The organism is Microbacterium sp. SORGH_AS_0888 (assembly GCF_030818905.1).
Classification (GTDB): Bacteria; Actinomycetota; Actinomycetes; order Actinomycetales; family Microbacteriaceae; genus Microbacterium.
In genome coordinates this window covers 1,347,359-1,364,911 of the sequence record NZ_JAUTAZ010000001.1, presented here as the reverse complement: position 1 = coordinate 1,364,911, position 17,553 = coordinate 1,347,359, and the positions used below count along the sequence as shown (strand labels likewise).

Below are 17,553 nucleotides of genomic sequence, written 5' to 3'. Positions count from 1 at the left end.
TCAGCGGGACGCGAGCGCGGCTCGGACCGTGTCGGAGATCAGGCCGGCGACGTGCTCGGCATCCCGGGCGATCGCGTGGAACCTCCCCGACCCCCAGGTGTGCAGCCAGGGCAGGCCGATGAAGTGGAACCCGGGGACGGCCGTCGCGCCGCGCTCGTGAGCGGGGTGGCCCTCGGGATCGAGCACGCCGAGGCCGTCGAGCCACGACCAGTCCGCGCGGAACCCGATCGCCCACACGACGCCGGCGATCCGGTCGAGCGGAAGCCGGCTCGGCCCGGCCGGGGGCGTCCACACCGCGGTGTAGCGCTCCTCGACGGGGGCGTCGATCCCCTCGCGGGCGATGTAGGCGTCGATGTCGTTCTTGATGGACTCGGCGACCGAGTCCGCGTGGTCGAGGTTCTGCGCGAGGGTGTCGTCGAACTGGACGGCGCCGTCGGCGATCCCCCGCGCACGCCCGTGGAGGGTCATGCCCTGAGCGGCGAAGGCCCGCAGATCGATGTCGCGACCCCCGTCGCGGCCGGTGACGTAGTGGTTGGTGGACTCCCGCTTGGCGAGCCCGCGGGTCGAGACGGGGATGTCGTACACGCCCATCTCCGCCAACCACGTCATGCAGTCGCGGCCGCGGTAGAACCGTGCCACCCGGGGAGCGCGGCCGACCGCGAGATGCACGGGGCGCCCCTCGAGGTGCAGATCCTCCGCGATCTGGGTTCCGGACTGGCCCGTGCCCACGACGAGGATGGGCCCGTCGGGGAGCTGGCCGGCGTTGCGGTAGTGATGCGAGTGCATCTGCACCACGGTCGGGGGCAGGAGGTCGGCCCAGTCCGGTGTGACGGGGCGGTGGTACCCGCCGGTCGCAGAGGTGACCGTGTCGGCGGTGATCGTGCCGGCGCTGGTGGTGACCGAGAACGTGCCGTCCGGCCGTCGGCTCACGCCGTGCACCTCGACGCCTTCCGCGACGGGGGTCTCGAACGTGTCCGCGTAGGCGCGGACCCAGGCGTAGACCTGGTCCCGCGTCATGAACCCGTCCGGGGCAGGTCCCTCGTAGGCGTACCCGGGGAGCCGGCAGTGCCAGTTGGGCGTGACGAGCGTGAAGTTGTCCCACCGGCCGTCGCGCCATTCGTGCGCGACGGAGTCCCGTTCGAGCACGACGTGGGGGATGCCGGCATGCGTGAGGTGCCAGCTGACGGCGAGGCCGGCCTGACCGCCGCCGACGATGACGGCGGGGTAGTGGTCGCCGTCCTGCACGGTGATCGGGATCATGCGGCGCCTCCCGGCAGCGGCGGCTCCATGCTGAGCACGGTGACCTCGCCGTCGCGGTAGCCGGCCGCGTTGGCGGTGATGCTCTCCTGGGAGGCCATGGCCGACGTGCACGCGAATCCGTACTTCTCCCGCACCCGGGCGCTGGCCGCCTCGAGGGCCTCCGTCGTGCGGGAGACGAACTCCTGCACCGGGTATCGCCCGCCCGTGACGAGGAAGTCGTGCATCACGAGGCTGGGGGAGTAGTGGGAGGTCTCGGCGCCGTCGGGCCAGCGGACCGCGAATCGCATCTCAGGCATGAGCGAGCTCCCGCCATCCGTTCACGTTGTCCCCGGCGGTCTCGATCACCGGGCCGTACACGTCGGGACGCCGGTCGCGCAGATGGAACATCCCCGCCCGCATGGTCCGGAACGTCTCGGCGACGTCGATCTCGGCGATCGCGAGGCCCGTCCCCAGCAGCGTGGTGGCCAGGACGTTGCCGCCCGGGTCGACGACCTTCGCGTTTCCGACGTAGCGCAGCGAGCCGAACGTTCCGGACTGGTTGGACGCCATCCAGAACACCTGGTTGTCCAGCGCCCGGGCGATGTCGAACTGGTTGAAGCGGTACGTCCAGCGGTCCTCCTGCAGGTCCTCCGCGGTCGCGGTGCGCGCGGCGGGCCATGCGGACAGGCTCACCACGATCTCGGCGCCGTCGAGGGCGAGCATGCGCGCCGCCTCCGGGAACGCCTTGTCATAGCAGATCTGCATGCCGATCCGACCGACCGGGGTGTCGAACGCCCGGTAGGTGTCGCCCGCCGAGTAGGACATGTTCTCGCCGAGGGGCTGGTGCACCTTCCGGTACGAGCCGTAGATGTTCCCGCCGTCCAAGCAGACCGCCGCGTTGTAGCGTGTCTCCCCGTCGTCCGCGAGCTCGCAGAACCCGATCGTGACGATCGTGTCCCCTGCCAGCTCCTGCACCCTGGCGATCTCCGGGCCGTCGATGCGGAGCGCGGGGGGCATGGACCGCGTGGTGGTCTTCACGGTGTCCCCGTGGTTCCCCAGCGAGGAGAGGTATCCGCCGAGCGCGGCCTCGGGGAAGGCCACCAGCGAGACGCCTTCGGCGCGAGCCTGTTCCAGGAGCTCCTCGATGAGGGCGTAGTTCTGCTCGAGATCTCGGGTGAAGTTCGCCGAGACGGACGCGACTGTGATCGTCATGCCGGTGTCCTCAGAGGTTGTACGTGGAGTTGATGATCGCGCCCTTGCGCGCGTAGTAGATCAGCGCATCCTGGACGTCGAGCGGGTGCGCGGGGATGACGCCCTCGATGAGGTCCTCCTCGCGGATGCCGTGCAGGGCGAGGCCGAACCGGCAGCAGTAGACCGTGCCGCCCTCCTTGATGAAGGTCTCCAGCGAGTTGTTCGTGTTCAGCTCGCCCGGGAACCCCGAGTCGCCCGTGGTCGGGAAGCCGCGGTTGGCGCTCGCGGCGAGCGTTCCCGGCCCGTACAGGTAGATCGCGGACTCGAACCCCTTGCGAAGGGCGCGCGTCGCCTGGAGGATCGCGACGAAGCTCACCGACGACTCGTGGGGGATGCCGTGGATGAGGGTGAAGTAGGACTCGCCGTTCTCCGCCTGGAAGTCGGGGAACAGCTTGGTGGAGCCGTAGATGTTGCTGCCCTTGGGCAGGGAGGGGTGCGGGAATCTCGCCGAGGGAGGCAGCGATGTTCTCCGCGATCTGGGCGTCGAGGTCGTCGGTCATGGTCATGGTCCTTTCGTCGGTGGTTCGAGGTGGGGGTCGGTCGGAGGGGGAATGCGCGGGTCAGGCGGGTCCGAGGCCGGTCGCGACGGCGTCCGATGCGGTCGTCTCGACGCCGTCCGGCCACCGCAGGACGACGTCGCGGGCCGGAATGAGCTCGCCGATCGCGGCGGTGCGGGCGATGGGCGAGCGGAGGGGCTCCGTCCCGGCTCCGGCGGCGGTGACCATCCCGAACCCGGGGAAGCAGGTCAGCCAGTCGCCGAACGGCGCCTCGGCGGGGGACGGGATGGCCGCGACATCGATGCGCGCCCCGCTCCCGGCGGATTCGGCGAGCATCGCGACCGTGCCGACGATGCCCGCCATGCTGACGTCCTTCGCCGCGGCCGGCCGCTGGTCGGGCACGAGGGAGGCGAGGTGGCGCAGCTCCTCCCCGGAACGGGTGGAGCTGGAGTCCCATTGACGATGGCCGAAGCCGCGCCGCCACCGACCATGCAGGTCGATCGTGAGATCCAGACGGTCGCCGATGCGGCCGGCGCCGGCGCGGACCGGGTGAGCGGTGCGTCCCACGGCGGTGACGGCGAGGGACGAGGTCCCCCCGAGCTGGGTGTGCCCGCCCAGGATCGGGATGTCCCAGGCCACCGCGGCGCTGCGCAACCCGGCCACGATCCGCCGCGCGAAGGATGCCGTCGGCGCGGAGACCGCGTCCATGAGCCCGACCGCGTGCGCGCCCATGGCCGACAGGTCGTTCGCGTTGACGAGCACGCCGCACCACCCGGCCCACTCGGGGTCCTTGTCGATGATGGCGGGCAGGATCGCGTCGGTGGCCGCGACGACATCCGTGCCCGGGACGAGCGCCCCGTCGTCCCCGACCAGGCCGTCGCCGCCCAGTCCCGCGGGATGATCGTCCCGGATGCCGGAGAGCACCTCGCCGAGCGAGCCCTTCGTGGTCTCGAGCAGGCGGCTGATCCGATCGATCGGCCACCGCATCCGCACGTGCGGCACGCCCGCGAGGGTCGTCGTCGCCCAGGGCACCCAGCCGAGGTGGCGGAAGAGCGGCTCGTTGTGCGCCTGCACCGTCGCCTCGAAGCGCAGGACGCCGCGCGCCACCGCCTGGCGGCAGGCCTCGCGGACGAGGGCCGACCCGATCCCGCCCGCGTGGCGAGCGCTGCGGCGGACGGCCAGGCGGCCTCCGGTCCACCAGCCGATGTCCCGGCTCGTCGCGGGCGCCAGCCGGACGCCGCCGAGGACGTCGCCGTCGGGGCCGACCGCGACGAGGACCACGGCGCGCGGGTCGTCGTCGACATCGTCGCGGTCCGTGCCGGCGAAAAGCTCCTGCTCCTCGACGAACACCTCGCGGCGGATGCTCCGGTACGCGGACACCTCGGTCTCGTCGGCGACGCGGATCTCCCACGTCGGCCGCTCCAGCCGCACCGAGGTGCCGGTGAGCACGGGCACGTCGAACATCACGCGCCCGCCGTCTTCAGCACGCTGCAGGCGCCGCACGCGGCGCAACCGGCCCGTTGGTCCTCGCCGCGCATCCCGGCCGCCTGCAGCAGCTCGGCCACGCGGGCCGTCACGCGATCCAGGACAGCGCGATGCGGGGCCGGCACCTTGTCGACATCCGTGGCCAGGGTTCCCTTGAGCGGGCGGAACGGCACGACGAACGGGTACACGCCCATCTCGATGAGCTCGCGCGCGCCCTCGACGAGCTCGTCGGGATCTTCTCCCATCCCGACGATCAGATAGGTCGAGACCTGGTTCCAGCCGAACACGCGGACCGCCTCGCGCCACGCCGCGCGATACTCGTCCATGCCGACCCGCGACTTCCCCGGCATCCAGCGCCGTCGCACCGCGTCATCCATCGACTCGACGTGGATGCCGATCGAACGGGCGCCGGCCTCGTACAGGTCCGTGATCGCCCGGAGGTCGGCCGGCGGCTCGCACTGCACCTGGATCTCCAGCCCGGGCACGGCGGCTTTGACCGCCCTGACGCACCGGGCCAGGTGCTTCGCGCCGCGATCCCATCCATTGGAGGTGCCGGTCGTCATCACCATGTGGGTGACGCCGTCCAGGCGCACGGCCGCCTCGGCGACCTCGGCGAGCATCGCCGGCGTCTTCACGGCGATCGTCGACCCGGTCAGCAGCGAGGCCTCGATCGCGCAGAACCGGCACCGCTCGCTCTCGTCGTACCGCACGCAGGTCTGAACGACGGTCGTGGCGAGCACGTTCCTGCCGTGGAGCTTCGCGATCTTCTCGTACGCGATCCCGTCGGCGGTCTCCAGGTCGTAGAACCGGGGCCGGGCGACGGGGGACACGTCGAAGCCCAGATCCGCGCCGTCGAGGGTCAGCCGTCCCGACGGCGAGACCACATAGGGACTGTCGGGGTTGAGGGGGATCGCGGCTCCCTCGCCCTCGATGACGAAGTGCCCGTCGTCGCTGGGGCCGGCGCCGCCGGTGCGCCGCACGGGCGCGTCGCTGCGGACGCCGAGCAGGGCGATGCTCACCCTGGTGGACACACGGTGCTGATCAGCGGGTGCGATGCCGGCGTGGGGGGTCATGTGTCCCAGTAGAGCCCCGCTGTGTTTCGATATGACGACGACCAGATAGCGGTCGTGTTTCCGGTCGAAACGATCGTGTTTCGGTCGTGGGGCGCGTATCCGGCTCGTCCGTCGCCGTCAACCGGATGACGCGCGCGACGCGATGTGTGACATTTCCCGGAGTCGACACGTCTCACCTGTGGACGCTCTCCGCGTCCGTCGGTCATGAGTCGACACAGAGGAAGGGAACTCCCATGCGCAAGAACATTCTGATCCTCCTGGTGGTCGCCGTCGCCGCCTACCTGGTGGGGGTCGAGTCGGCGAAGTCGCGCGGCAAGGACTACGAGGACCTCCGGCACCAGCTGGAGCGGCTGTGGACGAGCCCCGAGGCCAAGAAGGCCCGTCGTCGCCGCGCCAAGCAGGCGCGCAAGATGATCGAGAAGGCGCGCAAGAACCTCAACCGATGACCCGTGAGTCGCGGTCCCGGTCGGTTGTGTCGCGCTAACGTCGGAGGCGTGACGCCGATGTACGAGAGCTGGGTCCGCTGATGGCATCACCGGGCTGGTACGAGAACGCGGGCGGGCCCGTGCGCTGGTGGGACGGCCGGCACTGGACCGGCCTGCGCGTGAAGGACGGCGTTCCGGGTGTCGACTGGTGGATGACGGAGCCCCCCGCCCTGGCCTGGGCGGCGGGGATCGTCTTCCTCGTGCTCGGCGGCTTCCAGCTCCCTCTTCTCGTGCTCCCCGCGATGTGGTTCGCCACCGCCGTTCCGTCCACGCGCGTTCGACGGATCCCCGCGCCGTCGACGGCGCCCGTTGCGCCCGATGTCGTGCGTCCTCTGCCGGGTGAGGCGGAGGCGGACGGAGCCGGCTGGTACCGCCTCTCGTCCTCCGTCTCGCGGTGGTGGACCGGCGCGCGGTGGGCGAACTACACCGATTCGCGGGCGGGCCTGCGCCCGACCTTCCATGCCCCGTCCGTGCTCCGGGTGTTCCGGGTGCTCGGGGTCTCGGTGTTCGCCCTGGGCGCCGCGGCGATCGTCGTCGGCGCCGTGCTCGTGTTCCTCGGGCACGGCTCCGACGACGGGGCGATCCGCGGCGTGGGCTGGCTCGGGGTGATCGGAGGCCTGTGCTGCGCGGGGCTCGGGGGCCTCGTCGTGGCGATACGTGCTCAGCAGAAGAAGCTCCTCGCCCTCCCGGAGGCTCCGCCACGCGGGCTGACGGGCTGATCGGCGTCCCGGCGCCTGATCCGATGCCTGCCGCGGCCGAGCGGACCACCGGCGGGCCGGGCTCAGTGGCGGGTGGAGACCGTGAGGGTGAACTTCGGATCGCGTGCGACCTGTCGCGTCGGCCCCACGAGGCGTTCGAGCGCGGCGCGGTAACGCAACGGAGAGTTCCACACGGTCCACAGCTCGCCGCCCGGTCGCAGAGCGCGGGCGGCGTCGGCGAACATGCGCGCCGCGATCGCGTCGGTCACGGCCGCCCCGGAGTGGAACGGCGGGTTGAGCGCGACGAAGCCGGTCGAGCCGTCCGGGAGGACGTGCAGCAGGTCGTCCTGCGCGACCGTGACACGGTCCGCGACGCCGTTGGCCGCGGCCGTGGCCCGGGCCGACGCGCAGGCGGCGGCCGACACATCGGACGCGTGCACCCGGCGGTCGGGGTTCCGCAGGGCCAGCGTCGTCCCCACGACCCCGGTGCCGCACGCGAAGTCGACGAGCGGGCCGCCGGCCGGAAGGTCGGCCGGCAGATGGGCCAGCAGCATCCGCGTGCCGATGTCGAGCGTCGCGCCGGCGAACACTCCGCCGTGGGCGCAGAGCACGATCTGCTCCGCCGGGAGGTGTTCGCCACGCTCCGGCAGCGCGATGCGCGCAGAGCGCGGTGCGAGGGGCGCCCGGGGAGTCGGAAGCGGGACGCGGGCGACGAGCACGCGCGACTTCTGCCGCGCGTGCGTCACGTCGAGGCGGGCGAACCGGCGCCGCAGGACCTCGTTCATCGAGACCGCCATGTGCTTGAGCCGTCCGCCCGCGAAGACGATCACCTCCGGGTCGGCGTGCGCCGCGATCATCGTCGCCATGTCGTCGAGCGCATCGAGCGACCGCGGCAGCCGCAGCAGGACGACCTTCGCGCCCCGCAGCAGCTCGACCCCGAGCGGCAGGGAGGTGAACGCGTCCTCGAGCCCGAGCGCCGCCGCGTTCCGGGCGAGCGCCCGCTCACCGGTCAGCGCGTCCTGATGCACGCGGATGCCGCGGGCCCCGGCATCCGCGGATGCCAGCGTCAGCGCGCCGTGCGTGTCGCCGATGACCGCCAGCGCACCCGCGTCCAGCGTGCCGCGAGCGCTCGCCGACTCGTCGAGCAGCAGGCGGTCGGCCGTGTCGAAGGCGGCGAGCCCCGGCCCCTCGACATCGGGTGCGCGTCGCAACGTCTCGAACGCGAACTCCACCCCGCCACGCTAGCCGCTGCGGGCGGATACCGTGGAGACATGCTGCCCGACACCTGGATCCCGCACACGCGACCCGACGGCGAGACGGTCGGCTGGATCGAGCCCGTCGACGACGCCTTCGTGGTGCACGACCGCCTCGGGCGCACGGTCGGCGAGCCGGTCGACTGGCTCACGGCGGAGGAGACCCTCGACGCTCTCGGCATCGGCTTCCTCGCGGAGCGCTGGCTCTACCCGCACACCGACGGGACGCCGCGTCCCGTGCGGATCTCCGAGGTCACCGCCGACCACGTCGACATCGTCACGGACGACTTCGGGGCGGCCGCCGCCGTCGGCGCGACGCTCCAGCGCATCCGCCTGCCCTTCCCTGCGCCCGCCGAGCTCCGCCGGGCCTGAGCGCGCAGGCGCGACCCGGCCAGGCCAGCCGCGCCGTCGCGGACGCGACGACGATAGCCGTCACAGACGGTCATTCGTTTTTGCGGGACGAGGGCACGGGGCGGATGCTTGATCCCACCGCCCTTCTCGGAAGCAGCACGCGCATGCCCAGCCACGACGACACCATCCACAGCCTCCTCGACGAACGGCGCACCTTCCCGCCTCCCGCCGGCTTCGCGGCGCGAGCCAACGTCACCGAGGAGTGGCTGCGGCGCGAATGGATCGAGCGCGCGGGCGGCGACCCGGAGACCTTCTGGACGCACCGCGCCGACGTGCTCGACTGGGCCTCGCCCTGGCACACGGCGCACAGCTGGACCCCCACCGACGGCGAAAGCGTGCCCGAGGCCCGCTGGTTCGACGGCGGGCGGCTCAACGCCTCCGTGAACGCGGTCGATCGGCACGTCGCGGCCGGGCACGGAGACCGCGTCGCCTTCCACTTCGAGGGCGAGCCGGGCGACCGTCGCTCGATCACCTACGCCGAGCTGCAGCGGGAGGTCGCGCGCGCCGCCAACGCCCTCACCGCGCTCGGCATCGAGAAGGGCGACCGCATCGTCGTCTATCTGCCGGTGCTGATCGAGACCGTCGTCATCCAGCTCGCGGCCGCTCGCATCGGGGCGATCCACTCGCTCGTGTTCGGCGGGTTCTCGGCCGAGGCCGTGCGTTTCCGCGTCGAGGACACCGGTGCGAAGCTCCTCGTCACGACCGACGGGCAGTTCCGCCGCGGCCAGGCCGTTCCGGTCAAGGCGCAGGCGGATGCCGCCGTCGAGGGGGTGGACAGCGTCGAGCACGTGCTCGTCATCCGTCGCACCGGCTCCGACATCGCCTGGACGCCGGGGCGGGACATCTGGTGGCACGACGTCGTGGACACCGCGTCCGACGTCCACGAGGCGGAGGCGTTCGACGCCGAGACGCCGCTGTTCATCATCTACACGAGCGGCACGACCGGAAAGCCCAAGGGCCTCGTGCACACGACCGGCGGCTGGCTCACCCACGTCGCGTGGACCTACTGGGCCGTGTTCGACGCGAAGCCCGAGACCGACGTCTACTGGTGCACGGCCGATCTCGCCTGGGTCACCGCTCACAGCTACGAGACCTACGGCCCGTTGCTGAACGGCATGACGAGCGTGCTCTACGAGGGCACGCCCGACACACCCACGTGGGAGCGTCACTTCGAGATCCTCGAACGCTACGGCGTCACGACCTACTACACGGCCCCGACCCTGATCCGCTCGCTCATGAGCCGGTTCCCCGACGGGCCGCCGGAGCGTTTCGACCTGTCTGCCCTGCGGCTGCTCGGCACGGTGGGGGAGGCGATCAACCCCGAGGCGTGGGTGTGGTTCCACACCCACCTCGGGCGGGGCGAGACCCCGATCGTCGACACCTGGTGGCAGTCCGAGACCGGAGCGGCGATCGCGGCACCGCTTCCCGGGGTCTCGACGCTCAAGCCGGGCTCCGCGCTGACGGCCCTGCCGGGGCTGAGCGTCAAGGTCGTCGATGCCGAGGGGCGGGACGTCGGCCCCGGCGGCGGCGGCCTGCTCGTGGTCGAGGGGACGTGGCCGGGGATGTCCCGCACGGTGTGGGGCAATCCGGAGCGCTATCGCGACTCGTACTGGAAGCGCTTCGCCGAGCAGGGCTACTTCCTCGCCGGCGACGGCGCGAAGCTCGACGCCGACGGGGATCTCTGGGTGCTCGGACGGGTCGACGACGTCATCAACGTCTCGGGCCACCGGCTCTCCACGATCGAGATCGAGTCCGCGCTGGTCTCGCATCCCTCCGTGGGCGAGGCGGCGGTCGTCGGCGTGGCCGATCAGCTGACCGGCCAGGCGATCGCCGCGTTCGTGACGGGCGCCTGCGATCCGGCGGAGCTCCGCGCGCACGTGCGCGCGGTGATCGGGCCGGTCGCGCAGCCGCGCCAGGTGTTCGTCGTGCCGGATCTTCCCAAGACCCGCAGCGGCAAGATCATGCGCCGGCTGCTCGTCGACCTCGTCGACGGGCGGCCGCTCGGGGACACGACGTCGCTGCAGGACGAGACGGTCCCCCCGCGGATCGCGGAGGTCGTCGCGGGGGTTCTCGGCCGCTGAGCCGTGCCCTGGCTACGATGAAGGGATGCAGCAGCACGAGACGCAGGCCCCGCCGACCGCGGTGAGCCGGAGACCGCCGTTCAGCCCGGTGGTGTCACTGCTGACGATCGCCTCGGTGTGGGACGGTCAGCTGAACGCGGCGTTGCGCGGCCTCGGGCTCACGACGCGCAAGTACGGGCTGCTCGCGCACGTGCGTGCCACCCCGGGGATCTCGTTCTCCGAGCTGGCGCGCCGCTCGCAGATCACGGTGCAGACGGCCCACACGGCGGTGAAGTCGCTCGTGGCCGACGGCCTCGTGCACGACGGCACGGCGCATGCCGGGGCGGCATCCGATCTGCGCGTGACCGACAAGGGAGCGCGCACCCTCGACGAGGCGGATGCGCAGCTGGCGCGGCTGGACGGGATCTTCGCCGCCGGTCTCCCGCAGCTGTCGGATGCCCTGAGGGGTCTGCACGAGGAGCCGTTCGGAGAAAACCTTCAGTTAGACTGAAGCTTTTCTGTGGTCAGCGATCCGGCCGGAGGATCGGCTACTTGGCCTTGAGGTGGATCGGCAGCGCCATCGCGAGCGAGATGAGCAGGATGCCGCCGACGAAGATGATCGCCTGGAAGCCTGGGACGGCGAACGCGATGCCGAACGAGAAGATCCCGAGCAGGAACAGCAGCAGGGAGACGACGTACAGCATGGGGCTCCTTCGGCGAAGACTTCCACCAGGATAGTCGGTGCCGGCGCCCGTCGGTGACATCGGGCGCCGGCCGAGGCGTCACTTCTGGGGATAGGTGTAGAAGCCGGCTCCGCTCGAGGTGCCGAGCTTGCCCTGATCGAGGTACTCGCTCTTGAGGCGCGCGGCGAAGCGCCTGCTCGTCTCATCGCCCATGAGGGAGATGTTGTAGGCGGTCACGAGGCCCACGATGTCGAAGATCTGGAACGGGCCGAGCGGGGCGCCCGTGCCGATCCGCCAGGTCTTGTCGATCGTCTCGATGTCGGCGACATCGTCGACCCACAGGGCGGAGGCGGCGTTCAGCAGGGGCACGAGGAGCGAGTTCAGCACGTAGCCGGGCTGTTCCTTCTTGAGCTCGATCGGCACCATGCCCTGCTCCTTCGCGAACGCGACCACACGGGCGTACACCTCCGGCGAGGTCTTCGGGGTGCCCATGATCTCCGCCGTGTTCTGCGCCCAGATGTGGTTGGCGTAGTGCAGGGCGAGGAATCGGTCCGGCCGGCCCGAGGCGTCCATGAACGCGCTCGGCAGCAGCGTCGAGGAGTTCGTGGCGAAGATCGTCTTGGCGGGTGCCGCGGCGCCCACTCTGGCCCAGACGTCCTTCTTGATCTCGGGGTTCTCCGGGACGGCCTCGATCACGAGGTCCGCGTCCGCGGTCGCGTCGGCGAGATCGGTGGTGGTGCGGATGCGCTCGAGCGCGGCGTCCGCGCGCCCGTCGGCCGCACCCGCCACCTCGGCGGCGTAGGTCTTCGCGAGCTCGGCGAAGCGCGCGCGGGCGGACGCGATCGCGGCGTCGTCGACATCCCATGCGACGACGTCGAAGCCGGCGTATGCGGTCTGGAACGCGATCTGCGATCCGAGCACGCCGGTGCCGAGCACCGTGACGGTCGTGAAGGTGTTCATTCTTCTCTTCTTTCCTCTGTGGCCGCGGCGTGGTGGCCGCGGATGACGATGTCCAGCTGCGGGGTCAGCAGCGGGAGGAGGTCCGTGCCCTCGAGGTCCGCCTCGAGGATCGCGAGATGGACCGTCGCGTACACGGCGTGCGCCGCGGCGAGAGCCGGGTCGGGCTCCGCGGCGGGGGGTGCGGGGGTGTCCTCGCGGAGGATGTCGGCGATGCGCGCGACCAGCTCCGCCACGAGCTCGCGTGCGGTGCTCGCGTGCGGGCTCGCGGCGCTGCCGGCGACCGCGTGGCGCTGGTAGGTCGCCACCCGGGTGAGCCCGGTCGGGTCGTCGACCAGGGGGGAGAGGAGCGCCCACAGGCGGTCGCGCACGCTGCTCCGGTCGCGCGCGCGACGCGCACCCTCGTCGAGGGCGTCGCGGAACCACGCGTTGCCGGCCAGGAGCAGCAGCTCGCTCTTGGTCGCCGCGTAGCGGAACAGCGTGGCGTGCGAGATGTCGGCGCGCTCCGCGATCTCCGCGGTCGTGACGGCGTCGTAGCCCCGTTCGTCGAAGAGCTCGCCCGCGGCGGCGAGGATCCGTTCGCGCCGCTCGCGCGTCGTGCGCTCGCGTCGTCCTGACGGGGTCATCCTGCGCCTCCTGAAAGCTCACTTATTTATGAGCGTACTCCGTTTTTCCGCGAGACGGACCGCGAGCGCCGTTGCGCCGACGACGGCCGCCGGCATGGTCACCACGGCGCCCAGCGGCACGAGGAAGAACAGCTGGGTCGCGATGCCGAACCCGAGCGTGCGCGGACGGGCGCTGCGCAGCAGCCGTCGTCGTCCGCGGCGGTCGATGCCGCGAGCGGTCAGTGCGCGGGAGGTCAGCTCGTCCGCGAGGAGCCAGCCCGTCCAGGCCACGCCCACGACGGCCGCCGCCACGCCTCCCACGAGGGGGACGAGTCCGATGAGGAAGCACACGACGCCGACCCCCGCGCCCCGCGCGACGAGCGAGAGCGCGTCGGCGACGCCACGCCAGAAGCCGGTGCCCTCGGCGGGGACGGCGCCGGTGAGGCGCTCCTCCGTGGCCCGCCAGATGCGGTCGTAGAAGGGCTCGCCGACCATGAGGGTGAGCGCCGTGAAGGTGACGGCCACCAGGGCGAGCGCCGCTCCGAAGATCGCAGCCCCCAGCGTCACCCGCAGGAGCACCGCCCAGACGCCGGGCCAGCCGTCGGCGAACGGCGTGACCGCATCCGTCAGTGCGGGCAGGCTCGCGCCCAAGGCGATCAGCCCGGCGCCGAGGACGAGGCTCACGATCGCCGCGGGGAGGAGGCCCAGTGCCATGAGACCGGGGCGCACGCCCCAACCCGCCGAAGCCGCGCAGCAGCAACGCGGCTCCGCGGAGGAGCTCGCGAAGGGGGCCGTCGTTCGGATGGGCGTTCTCGGTCATGGGCGTCCTCGGCTGCTCGGCTCGCACCGAGCGTAGCCGGGAATACCCCGTGGGCATCGGCGTTGAACTTGATACGTGTGGCATCAAGTTCGTAAACTTGACACGCATCGACTCAGATTCACTCAGGAGATTCCATGCCCGAAGACTTCACGCCCGCCGACGGCACCGACGGTCAGCGCGCGTTCGACGAGTTCCTCGCCCGTTACCTCGAGGGCGAGCGCGCCCGCGCGTCCCGTTCCGTGGACATCGGGCGTTTCCTCGGTGCCCGCACGCAGGAGATCCTGCAGGCGGCCGGGCGCTACGCGCTCGAGCGCGGCCAGCACGAGCTCGACGCGCTCCACGTGCTCCACGAGCTCGTCGGCGCGGCTCCCGTCCGCGAGGCCGTGACCCGCATCGGGGCCGACCCGGCACGGATCGTCCGCGCCGTCGAGGAGCGGCTTCCCGCCGCATCCGCCCGCGCGGAGGTGGACGGCGCGGTCGTCACGCCGTCCGTGCAGCGCGCCCTGTTCCACGCGTTCCAGGTGGCGCGCTCGTCCGGATCGACCTACGTCGACCCGGAACACCTCTTCTTCGCGCTCGTGCTGGCGCAGGACGCCCCGGCGGGGCAGATCCTCAACCAGGCGGGCGTCACGGCGGAGGCGCTCACCCAGGGCGTCCGGGAGACCGTGACCCCCGACGGAGAGCCCGCCGCCGCCGAGCCCGAGTCGACGACGCCGATGCTCGACCGCTACGGCACCGACCTCACGGCGCGTGCCCGAGCCGGTGAGCTCGACCCCGTCATCGGCCGTGACGCCGAGATCGAGCAGACGATCGAGATCCTCAGCCGTCGCACCAAGAACAACCCGGTGCTGATCGGCGAGGCCGGCGTCGGCAAGACCGCGATCGTCGAGGGCCTGGCCCGCGCGATCGTGGCGGAGGCCGTGCCGGAGCAGCTGCGCGACACGAGGGTCGTCTCGCTCGACCTGCCCGCCATGCTCGCCGGGGCGCGCTACCGCGGCGACTTCGAGGAGCGGCTGACGAAGACCATGGACGAGATCGCGGCGCAGAAGGGCGAGCTCGTCGTCTTCATCGACGAGGTCCACACGGTCGTCGGGGCGGGAGCCGGCGGCGAGGGCGCGATGGATGCCGGCAACATCCTGAAGCCGCGCCTCGCGCGCGGAGACCTGCACCTCGTGGGGGCCACGACCCTCGCCGAGTACCGCACGATCGAGAAGGACGCCGCCCTCGAGCGGCGGTTCCAGCCGGTGCGCGTCGGCGAGCCCTCGATCGAGGACGCCGTCGCGATCCTGCAGGGCCTGCGCGGCGCCTACGAGGAGCACCACCGCGTCACCTACACGGACGAGGCGCTGCGTGCGGCCGTCGAGCTCAGCGACCGGTACCTCACCGAGCGCGTGCTGCCGGACAAGGCCATCGACCTGATCGACCAGGCGGGGGCCCGGCTGCGGCTGCGCCTCGGCGTCGCCGTCGACACCGATGCGCTCCTCACGCGGCTCGCCACCCTCGAGAGCGAGAAGAACGCGGCCGTGGCCGCGGAGCGCTACGAGGACGCGTCCCGCATCCGTGACGCGATCACCGAGGTCCAGGCGCGCCTGGAGGAGGCGAGCGCGCGGGGTACGGCGGCTCGGGGCGAGGCGATCGTGGACGAGAGCCAGATCGCCGAGGTCGTCAGCCGCGCCACGGGCATCCCCGCGACCCGGCTCACGGAGTCCGAGCGGATGCGGCTGGCCGGCCTGGAAGGCGAGCTCCACGCGCGTGTCATCGGTCAGGACGAGGCGGTCGAAGCCGTCGCGACGGCCGTGCGCCGCAACCGGACCGGGATGGGAGACCCCCGTCGACCCGTCGGCTCGTTCCTCTTCCTCGGCCCGACGGGCGTGGGCAAGACCGAGCTCGCGAAGGCTCTCGCACAGTCGCTGTTCGACGATGAGAACGCCATCGTGCGCTTCGACATGAGCGAGTTCGGCGAGCGCCACACGGTCTCGCGGCTCGTCGGCGCCCCTCCCGGATACGTCGGCTACGACGAGGCGGGCCAGCTGACCGAGCGCGTGCGCCGCAACCCCTACTCGGTCGTGCTCTTCGACGAGATCGAGAAGGCACACCCGGACGTGTTCACCCTCCTGCTGCAAGTGCTCGACGACGGCCGTCTCACGGACGGCCAGGGGCGAACGGTCGATTTCCGCAACACCGTCATCATCATGACGAGCAACATCGGCGGGGATCTGCTGGCCTCGCGCTCGGGTGCCATCGGCTTCATCGCCGACGGCGGCGGAGCGACCGGCTTCGGCTCGGAGAAGGACCTGCGCGACCGCGTCTTCGGACGGCTGCGGGAGGCGATGCGACCCGAGTTCCTCAACCGGATCGATGAGATCGTGCTGTTCCGCAAGCTGGACGCGGCCCAGCTCGGCCGGATCGTCGGTCTGCTGCTGGATGGGACGCGCGCCCGTCTCGCGAACCGGGAGATCCGGCTCGAGGTGACGCCCGCCGCCGAGGCGTGGCTCGCGGAGCACGGTTACGAGCCGGAGTACGGTGCACGGCCGCTCCGTCGGCTCATCCAGCGCCGGGTCGACGACCGCATCGCCGATCTGCTCGTGCGCGGTGAGCTGGCCGACGGCGGCGCGGTGAGCGTCGACGTCGCCGGCGGGGAGCTCGCGGTGACCCCGGTCGCGGCGTTCGCGTCCGCGGCGTAACCCGGCCAGTGCGCATAACTCAGGCAGATTCAGGCTCGGTCGGCGCGGATGCGCCGGATCCGGCCGGATCGCCTGAGTTATGCGCACCCTCGCGTCGCGAGGGTGCAGGCTGGGACCATGACCGCATCCGTCTCGCTCGGCATCGCCGGCACCCTCGCACCCGACCTCGTGGCGGGCATCGCCCGCGCCGCCGAGGACGCGGGCCTGCACGCCCTCTGGGTCAACGACACGCCGGACGGTGACGCCCTCGTGCGCCTCGCGGCGGCTGCGGCCGTCACCTCCCGCCTCGGGCTGTCCACGGGCGTGCTTCCGCTGGACCGTCGCCCGGCGGCGTCGCTCCCGGGCGAGATCGGTCCGGCGGTCCCCGCGAGCCGCCTGACCCTCGGCATCGGCTCCGGGGCGCTTCGCCGAGGTGCGCTCGCGTGCGTCGCCGACGGCATCCGGACGCTGCGCGCGGCGGGCGGGTTCCGCATCCTGGTCGGCGCGCTGGGCCCCCGGATGCGGCGGCTCGGCGCCGAGGACGCCGACGGCGTCCTGCTCAGCTGGCTGACCCCCGGCGTCGCCGCGGCCCAGGCGGCCGAGGCGCGCGAGGCGCGGGCCGGAGCCGTCGCCGCGCTCTACGTGCGCACGGCGTTCGACCCCGACGGCGGCGCTCGCCTCCGCGAGGAGGCCGCTCGGTACGGATCCTACCCGCAGTACGCGGCCAACTTCGCCCGGCTCGGCATCGCCCCCGGCGACACCGTGCTCACCGCCGACGACGGCGACGTGGCGGCGGGTCTCGCGGCCTATCGTGAGGCCGTGGACGAGGTCGTGCTGCGCGCGATCGTCGCGGAGGAGACGCTCCCGGCCTATCGCGAGTTCATCGACCGAGCCGCGCAGGCCCTCGCATGAGCGCCGCCGCCGTGGTCGGCCGCTGGCTGCTCGCGCTCCTGCTGGTCGCGGCGGGCGTCTCGCACCTGACGTGGGGCCGTCGCGGCTATCGCATCGTCGTGCCCGACTGGGCGACGCGCCTCCTGCGCACGGACGCGGACACGATCGTGGTCGTCTCGGGCGTCGTCGAGATCGGCCTGGGCGCCGCCGTCGTCGCCCTGCCGCGCGAGCGCCGTCGGGTGGGCGCGGCGATCGCAGCGTTCTTCGTCGTGGTCTTCCCCGGTAACGTGCACCAGTGGCGCACGGGTCGGTCGGCGCCGGGCCTGCGCACCGATCGGGCTCGCCTCATCCGGCTCTTCCTGCAGCCGCTGCTGGTCGCCTGGGCGCTGACCTGCACAGGCCGGCGCACGTCCTGAGCCTGCCGCGGCGGGAGTCCGGCGCGAGGCGGTGGGCGGTCCGGGATCGGATGGAGGGCGGCGCCG

At 72.1% G+C, this 17,553-nt stretch carries 19 protein-coding genes; 8 read left to right on the top strand and 11 right to left on the bottom strand.

The genetic code is table 11. The features are described 5' to 3' along the window. From QE381_RS06700 to QE381_RS06675, 6 genes are all read right to left on the bottom strand, one after another. Positions 1-1,260 carry an MSMEG_0569 family flavin-dependent oxidoreductase gene (locus tag QE381_RS06700; protein WP_307216601.1) on the bottom strand — a complete coding sequence of 420 codons (1,260 nt, stop codon included), beginning with the start codon at positions 1,258-1,260 and terminating at the stop codon, positions 1-3. Continuing rightward, on the bottom strand, positions 1,257-1,556 hold the full coding sequence (locus QE381_RS06695) for an MSMEG_0570 family nitrogen starvation response protein (protein ID WP_307216598.1): 300 nt from the start codon (positions 1,554-1,556) through the stop codon (positions 1,257-1,259). Before QE381_RS06695 ends, QE381_RS06700 begins: the two co-directional genes overlap by 4 nt. After that, positions 1,549-2,451, bottom strand: a complete 903-nt coding sequence (locus QE381_RS06690) for a carbon-nitrogen hydrolase family protein (RefSeq protein ID WP_307216596.1) — start codon at positions 2,449-2,451, stop codon at positions 1,549-1,551. Before QE381_RS06690 ends, QE381_RS06695 begins: the two co-directional genes overlap by 8 nt. A 10-nt stretch (positions 2,452-2,461) precedes the next feature. After that, positions 2,462-2,881 carry an MSMEG_0572/Sll0783 family nitrogen starvation response protein gene (locus QE381_RS06685; RefSeq protein WP_307220426.1) on the bottom strand — a complete coding sequence of 140 codons (420 nt, stop codon included), beginning with the start codon at positions 2,879-2,881 and terminating at the stop codon, positions 2,462-2,464. Between the two features lie 169 nt (positions 2,882-3,050). After that, positions 3,051-4,451: an MSMEG_0567/sll0787 family protein gene (locus QE381_RS06680; RefSeq protein ID WP_307220424.1), complete on the bottom strand. Its 1,401-nt coding sequence runs from the start codon at positions 4,449-4,451 to the stop codon at positions 3,051-3,053. Next, positions 4,451-5,545: an MSMEG_0568 family radical SAM protein gene (locus QE381_RS06675; RefSeq protein WP_307216594.1), complete on the bottom strand. Its 1,095-nt coding sequence runs from the start codon at positions 5,543-5,545 to the stop codon at positions 4,451-4,453. The genes QE381_RS06680 and QE381_RS06675 overlap by 1 nt, the downstream gene beginning before the upstream one ends. 233 nt (positions 5,546-5,778) lie before the next feature. On the opposite strand from QE381_RS06675, the gene QE381_RS06670 reads away from it, so the two are divergent. Both QE381_RS06670 and QE381_RS06665 read left to right on the top strand, forming a co-directional pair. Then, positions 5,779-5,991, top strand: a complete 213-nt coding sequence (locus QE381_RS06670; protein ID WP_307216591.1) for a hypothetical protein — start codon at positions 5,779-5,781, stop codon at positions 5,989-5,991. 80 nt (positions 5,992-6,071) lie between these two features. After that, the gene (locus QE381_RS06665; protein ID WP_307216589.1) at positions 6,072-6,749 is read left to right on the top strand and encodes a hypothetical protein; all 678 of its coding nucleotides are present in this window, start codon (positions 6,072-6,074) and stop codon (positions 6,747-6,749) included. 62 nt (positions 6,750-6,811) lie between these two features. Here QE381_RS06665 and QE381_RS06660 read toward each other — a convergent pair whose 3' ends face one another. Next, positions 6,812-7,960, bottom strand: a complete 1,149-nt coding sequence (locus tag QE381_RS06660; protein WP_307216587.1) for a methyltransferase — start codon at positions 7,958-7,960, stop codon at positions 6,812-6,814. A gap of 39 nt (positions 7,961-7,999) precedes the next feature. On the opposite strand from QE381_RS06660, the gene QE381_RS06655 reads away from it, so the two are divergent. The 3 genes from QE381_RS06655 to QE381_RS06645 all read left to right on the top strand — a co-directional run bounded on the left by QE381_RS06655 (position 8,000) and on the right by QE381_RS06645 (position 10,963). Then, positions 8,000-8,353 (top strand): hypothetical protein, encoded by a 354-nt coding sequence (locus QE381_RS06655; protein ID WP_307216585.1) that lies wholly within the window; start codon positions 8,000-8,002, stop codon positions 8,351-8,353. A gap of 143 nt (positions 8,354-8,496) precedes the next feature. Beyond that, complete coding sequence (acs, locus tag QE381_RS06650; protein WP_307216583.1) at positions 8,497-10,473, top strand: acetate--CoA ligase; 1,977 nt, start codon at positions 8,497-8,499, stop codon at positions 10,471-10,473. Between the two features lie 25 nt (positions 10,474-10,498). Further along, positions 10,499-10,963, top strand: a complete 465-nt coding sequence (locus QE381_RS06645) for a MarR family winged helix-turn-helix transcriptional regulator (protein ID WP_307216581.1) — start codon at positions 10,499-10,501, stop codon at positions 10,961-10,963. A 37-nt stretch (positions 10,964-11,000) separates the two neighbouring features. On the opposite strand, the gene QE381_RS06640 is transcribed toward QE381_RS06645, so the two are convergent. The 4 genes from QE381_RS06640 to QE381_RS06625 all read right to left on the bottom strand — a co-directional run bounded on the left by QE381_RS06640 (position 11,001) and on the right by QE381_RS06625 (position 13,411). Beyond that, complete coding sequence (locus QE381_RS06640) at positions 11,001-11,156, bottom strand: hypothetical protein (protein WP_307216579.1); 156 nt, start codon at positions 11,154-11,156, stop codon at positions 11,001-11,003. Positions 11,157-11,234: 78 nt separating this feature from the next. Continuing rightward, the gene (locus QE381_RS06635) at positions 11,235-12,095 is read right to left on the bottom strand and encodes a 3-hydroxyacyl-CoA dehydrogenase (RefSeq protein ID WP_307216577.1); all 861 of its coding nucleotides are present in this window, start codon (positions 12,093-12,095) and stop codon (positions 11,235-11,237) included. Beyond that, on the bottom strand, positions 12,092-12,718 hold the full coding sequence (locus QE381_RS06630; RefSeq protein WP_307216575.1) for a TetR/AcrR family transcriptional regulator: 627 nt from the start codon (positions 12,716-12,718) through the stop codon (positions 12,092-12,094). The genes QE381_RS06635 and QE381_RS06630 overlap by 4 nt, the downstream gene beginning before the upstream one ends. Before the next feature lie 18 nt (positions 12,719-12,736). Next, positions 12,737-13,411, bottom strand: coding sequence for an EI24 domain-containing protein (locus tag QE381_RS06625; protein ID WP_307216573.1), 675 nt, complete (start codon positions 13,409-13,411; stop codon positions 12,737-12,739). Positions 13,412-13,651: 240 nt separating this feature from the next. Here QE381_RS06625 and QE381_RS06620 point away from each other — a divergent pair, with 240 nt between their 5' ends. The 3 genes from QE381_RS06620 (at position 13,652) to QE381_RS06610 (ending at position 17,487) form a co-directional block, all read left to right on the top strand. Further along, positions 13,652-16,201, top strand: coding sequence for an ATP-dependent Clp protease ATP-binding subunit (locus QE381_RS06620; RefSeq protein ID WP_307216571.1), 2,550 nt, complete (start codon positions 13,652-13,654; stop codon positions 16,199-16,201). Positions 16,202-16,318: 117 nt separating this feature from the next. Continuing rightward, complete coding sequence (locus QE381_RS06615) at positions 16,319-17,092, top strand: LLM class flavin-dependent oxidoreductase (RefSeq protein ID WP_307216569.1); 774 nt, start codon at positions 16,319-16,321, stop codon at positions 17,090-17,092. Beyond that, a complete protein-coding gene (locus tag QE381_RS06610; protein WP_307216567.1) occupies positions 17,089-17,487 on the top strand; it encodes a hypothetical protein in 399 nt (132 codons plus the stop codon). The genes QE381_RS06615 and QE381_RS06610 overlap by 4 nt, the downstream gene beginning before the upstream one ends. Positions 17,488-17,553 lie beyond the last annotated feature (66 nt).

Excerpts from the sequence above, each read along its gene's own strand:
- QE381_RS06700 (WP_307216601.1), bottom strand. The coding sequence starts at position 1,260 with ATGATCCCGATCACCGTGCAGGACGGCGACCACTACCCCGCCGTCATC.
- QE381_RS06695 (WP_307216598.1), bottom strand. The coding sequence starts at position 1,556 with ATGCCTGAGATGCGATTCGCGGTCCGCTGGCCCGACGGCGCCGAGACC.
- QE381_RS06690 (WP_307216596.1), bottom strand. The coding sequence starts at position 2,451 with ATGACGATCACAGTCGCGTCCGTCTCGGCGAACTTCACCCGAGATCTC.
- QE381_RS06680 (WP_307220424.1), bottom strand. The coding sequence starts at position 4,451 with ATGTTCGACGTGCCCGTGCTCACCGGCACCTCGGTGCGGCTGGAGCGG.
- QE381_RS06675 (WP_307216594.1), bottom strand. The coding sequence starts at position 5,545 with ATGACCCCCCACGCCGGCATCGCACCCGCTGATCAGCACCGTGTGTCC.
- QE381_RS06670 (WP_307216591.1), top strand. The coding sequence starts at position 5,779 with ATGCGCAAGAACATTCTGATCCTCCTGGTGGTCGCCGTCGCCGCCTAC.
- QE381_RS06665 (WP_307216589.1), top strand. The coding sequence starts at position 6,072 with ATGGCATCACCGGGCTGGTACGAGAACGCGGGCGGGCCCGTGCGCTGG.
- QE381_RS06655 (WP_307216585.1), top strand. The coding sequence starts at position 8,000 with ATGCTGCCCGACACCTGGATCCCGCACACGCGACCCGACGGCGAGACG.
- acs (WP_307216583.1), top strand. The coding sequence starts at position 8,497 with ATGCCCAGCCACGACGACACCATCCACAGCCTCCTCGACGAACGGCGC.
- QE381_RS06645 (WP_307216581.1), top strand. The coding sequence starts at position 10,499 with ATGCAGCAGCACGAGACGCAGGCCCCGCCGACCGCGGTGAGCCGGAGA.
- QE381_RS06640 (WP_307216579.1), bottom strand. The coding sequence starts at position 11,156 with ATGCTGTACGTCGTCTCCCTGCTGCTGTTCCTGCTCGGGATCTTCTCG.
- QE381_RS06635 (WP_307216577.1), bottom strand. The coding sequence starts at position 12,095 with ATGAACACCTTCACGACCGTCACGGTGCTCGGCACCGGCGTGCTCGGA.
- QE381_RS06630 (WP_307216575.1), bottom strand. The coding sequence starts at position 12,718 with ATGACCCCGTCAGGACGACGCGAGCGCACGACGCGCGAGCGGCGCGAA.
- QE381_RS06625 (WP_307216573.1), bottom strand. The coding sequence starts at position 13,411 with ATGGCACTGGGCCTCCTCCCCGCGGCGATCGTGAGCCTCGTCCTCGGC.
- QE381_RS06620 (WP_307216571.1), top strand. The coding sequence starts at position 13,652 with ATGCCCGAAGACTTCACGCCCGCCGACGGCACCGACGGTCAGCGCGCG.
- QE381_RS06615 (WP_307216569.1), top strand. The coding sequence starts at position 16,319 with ATGACCGCATCCGTCTCGCTCGGCATCGCCGGCACCCTCGCACCCGAC.
- QE381_RS06610 (WP_307216567.1), top strand. The coding sequence starts at position 17,089 with ATGAGCGCCGCCGCCGTGGTCGGCCGCTGGCTGCTCGCGCTCCTGCTG.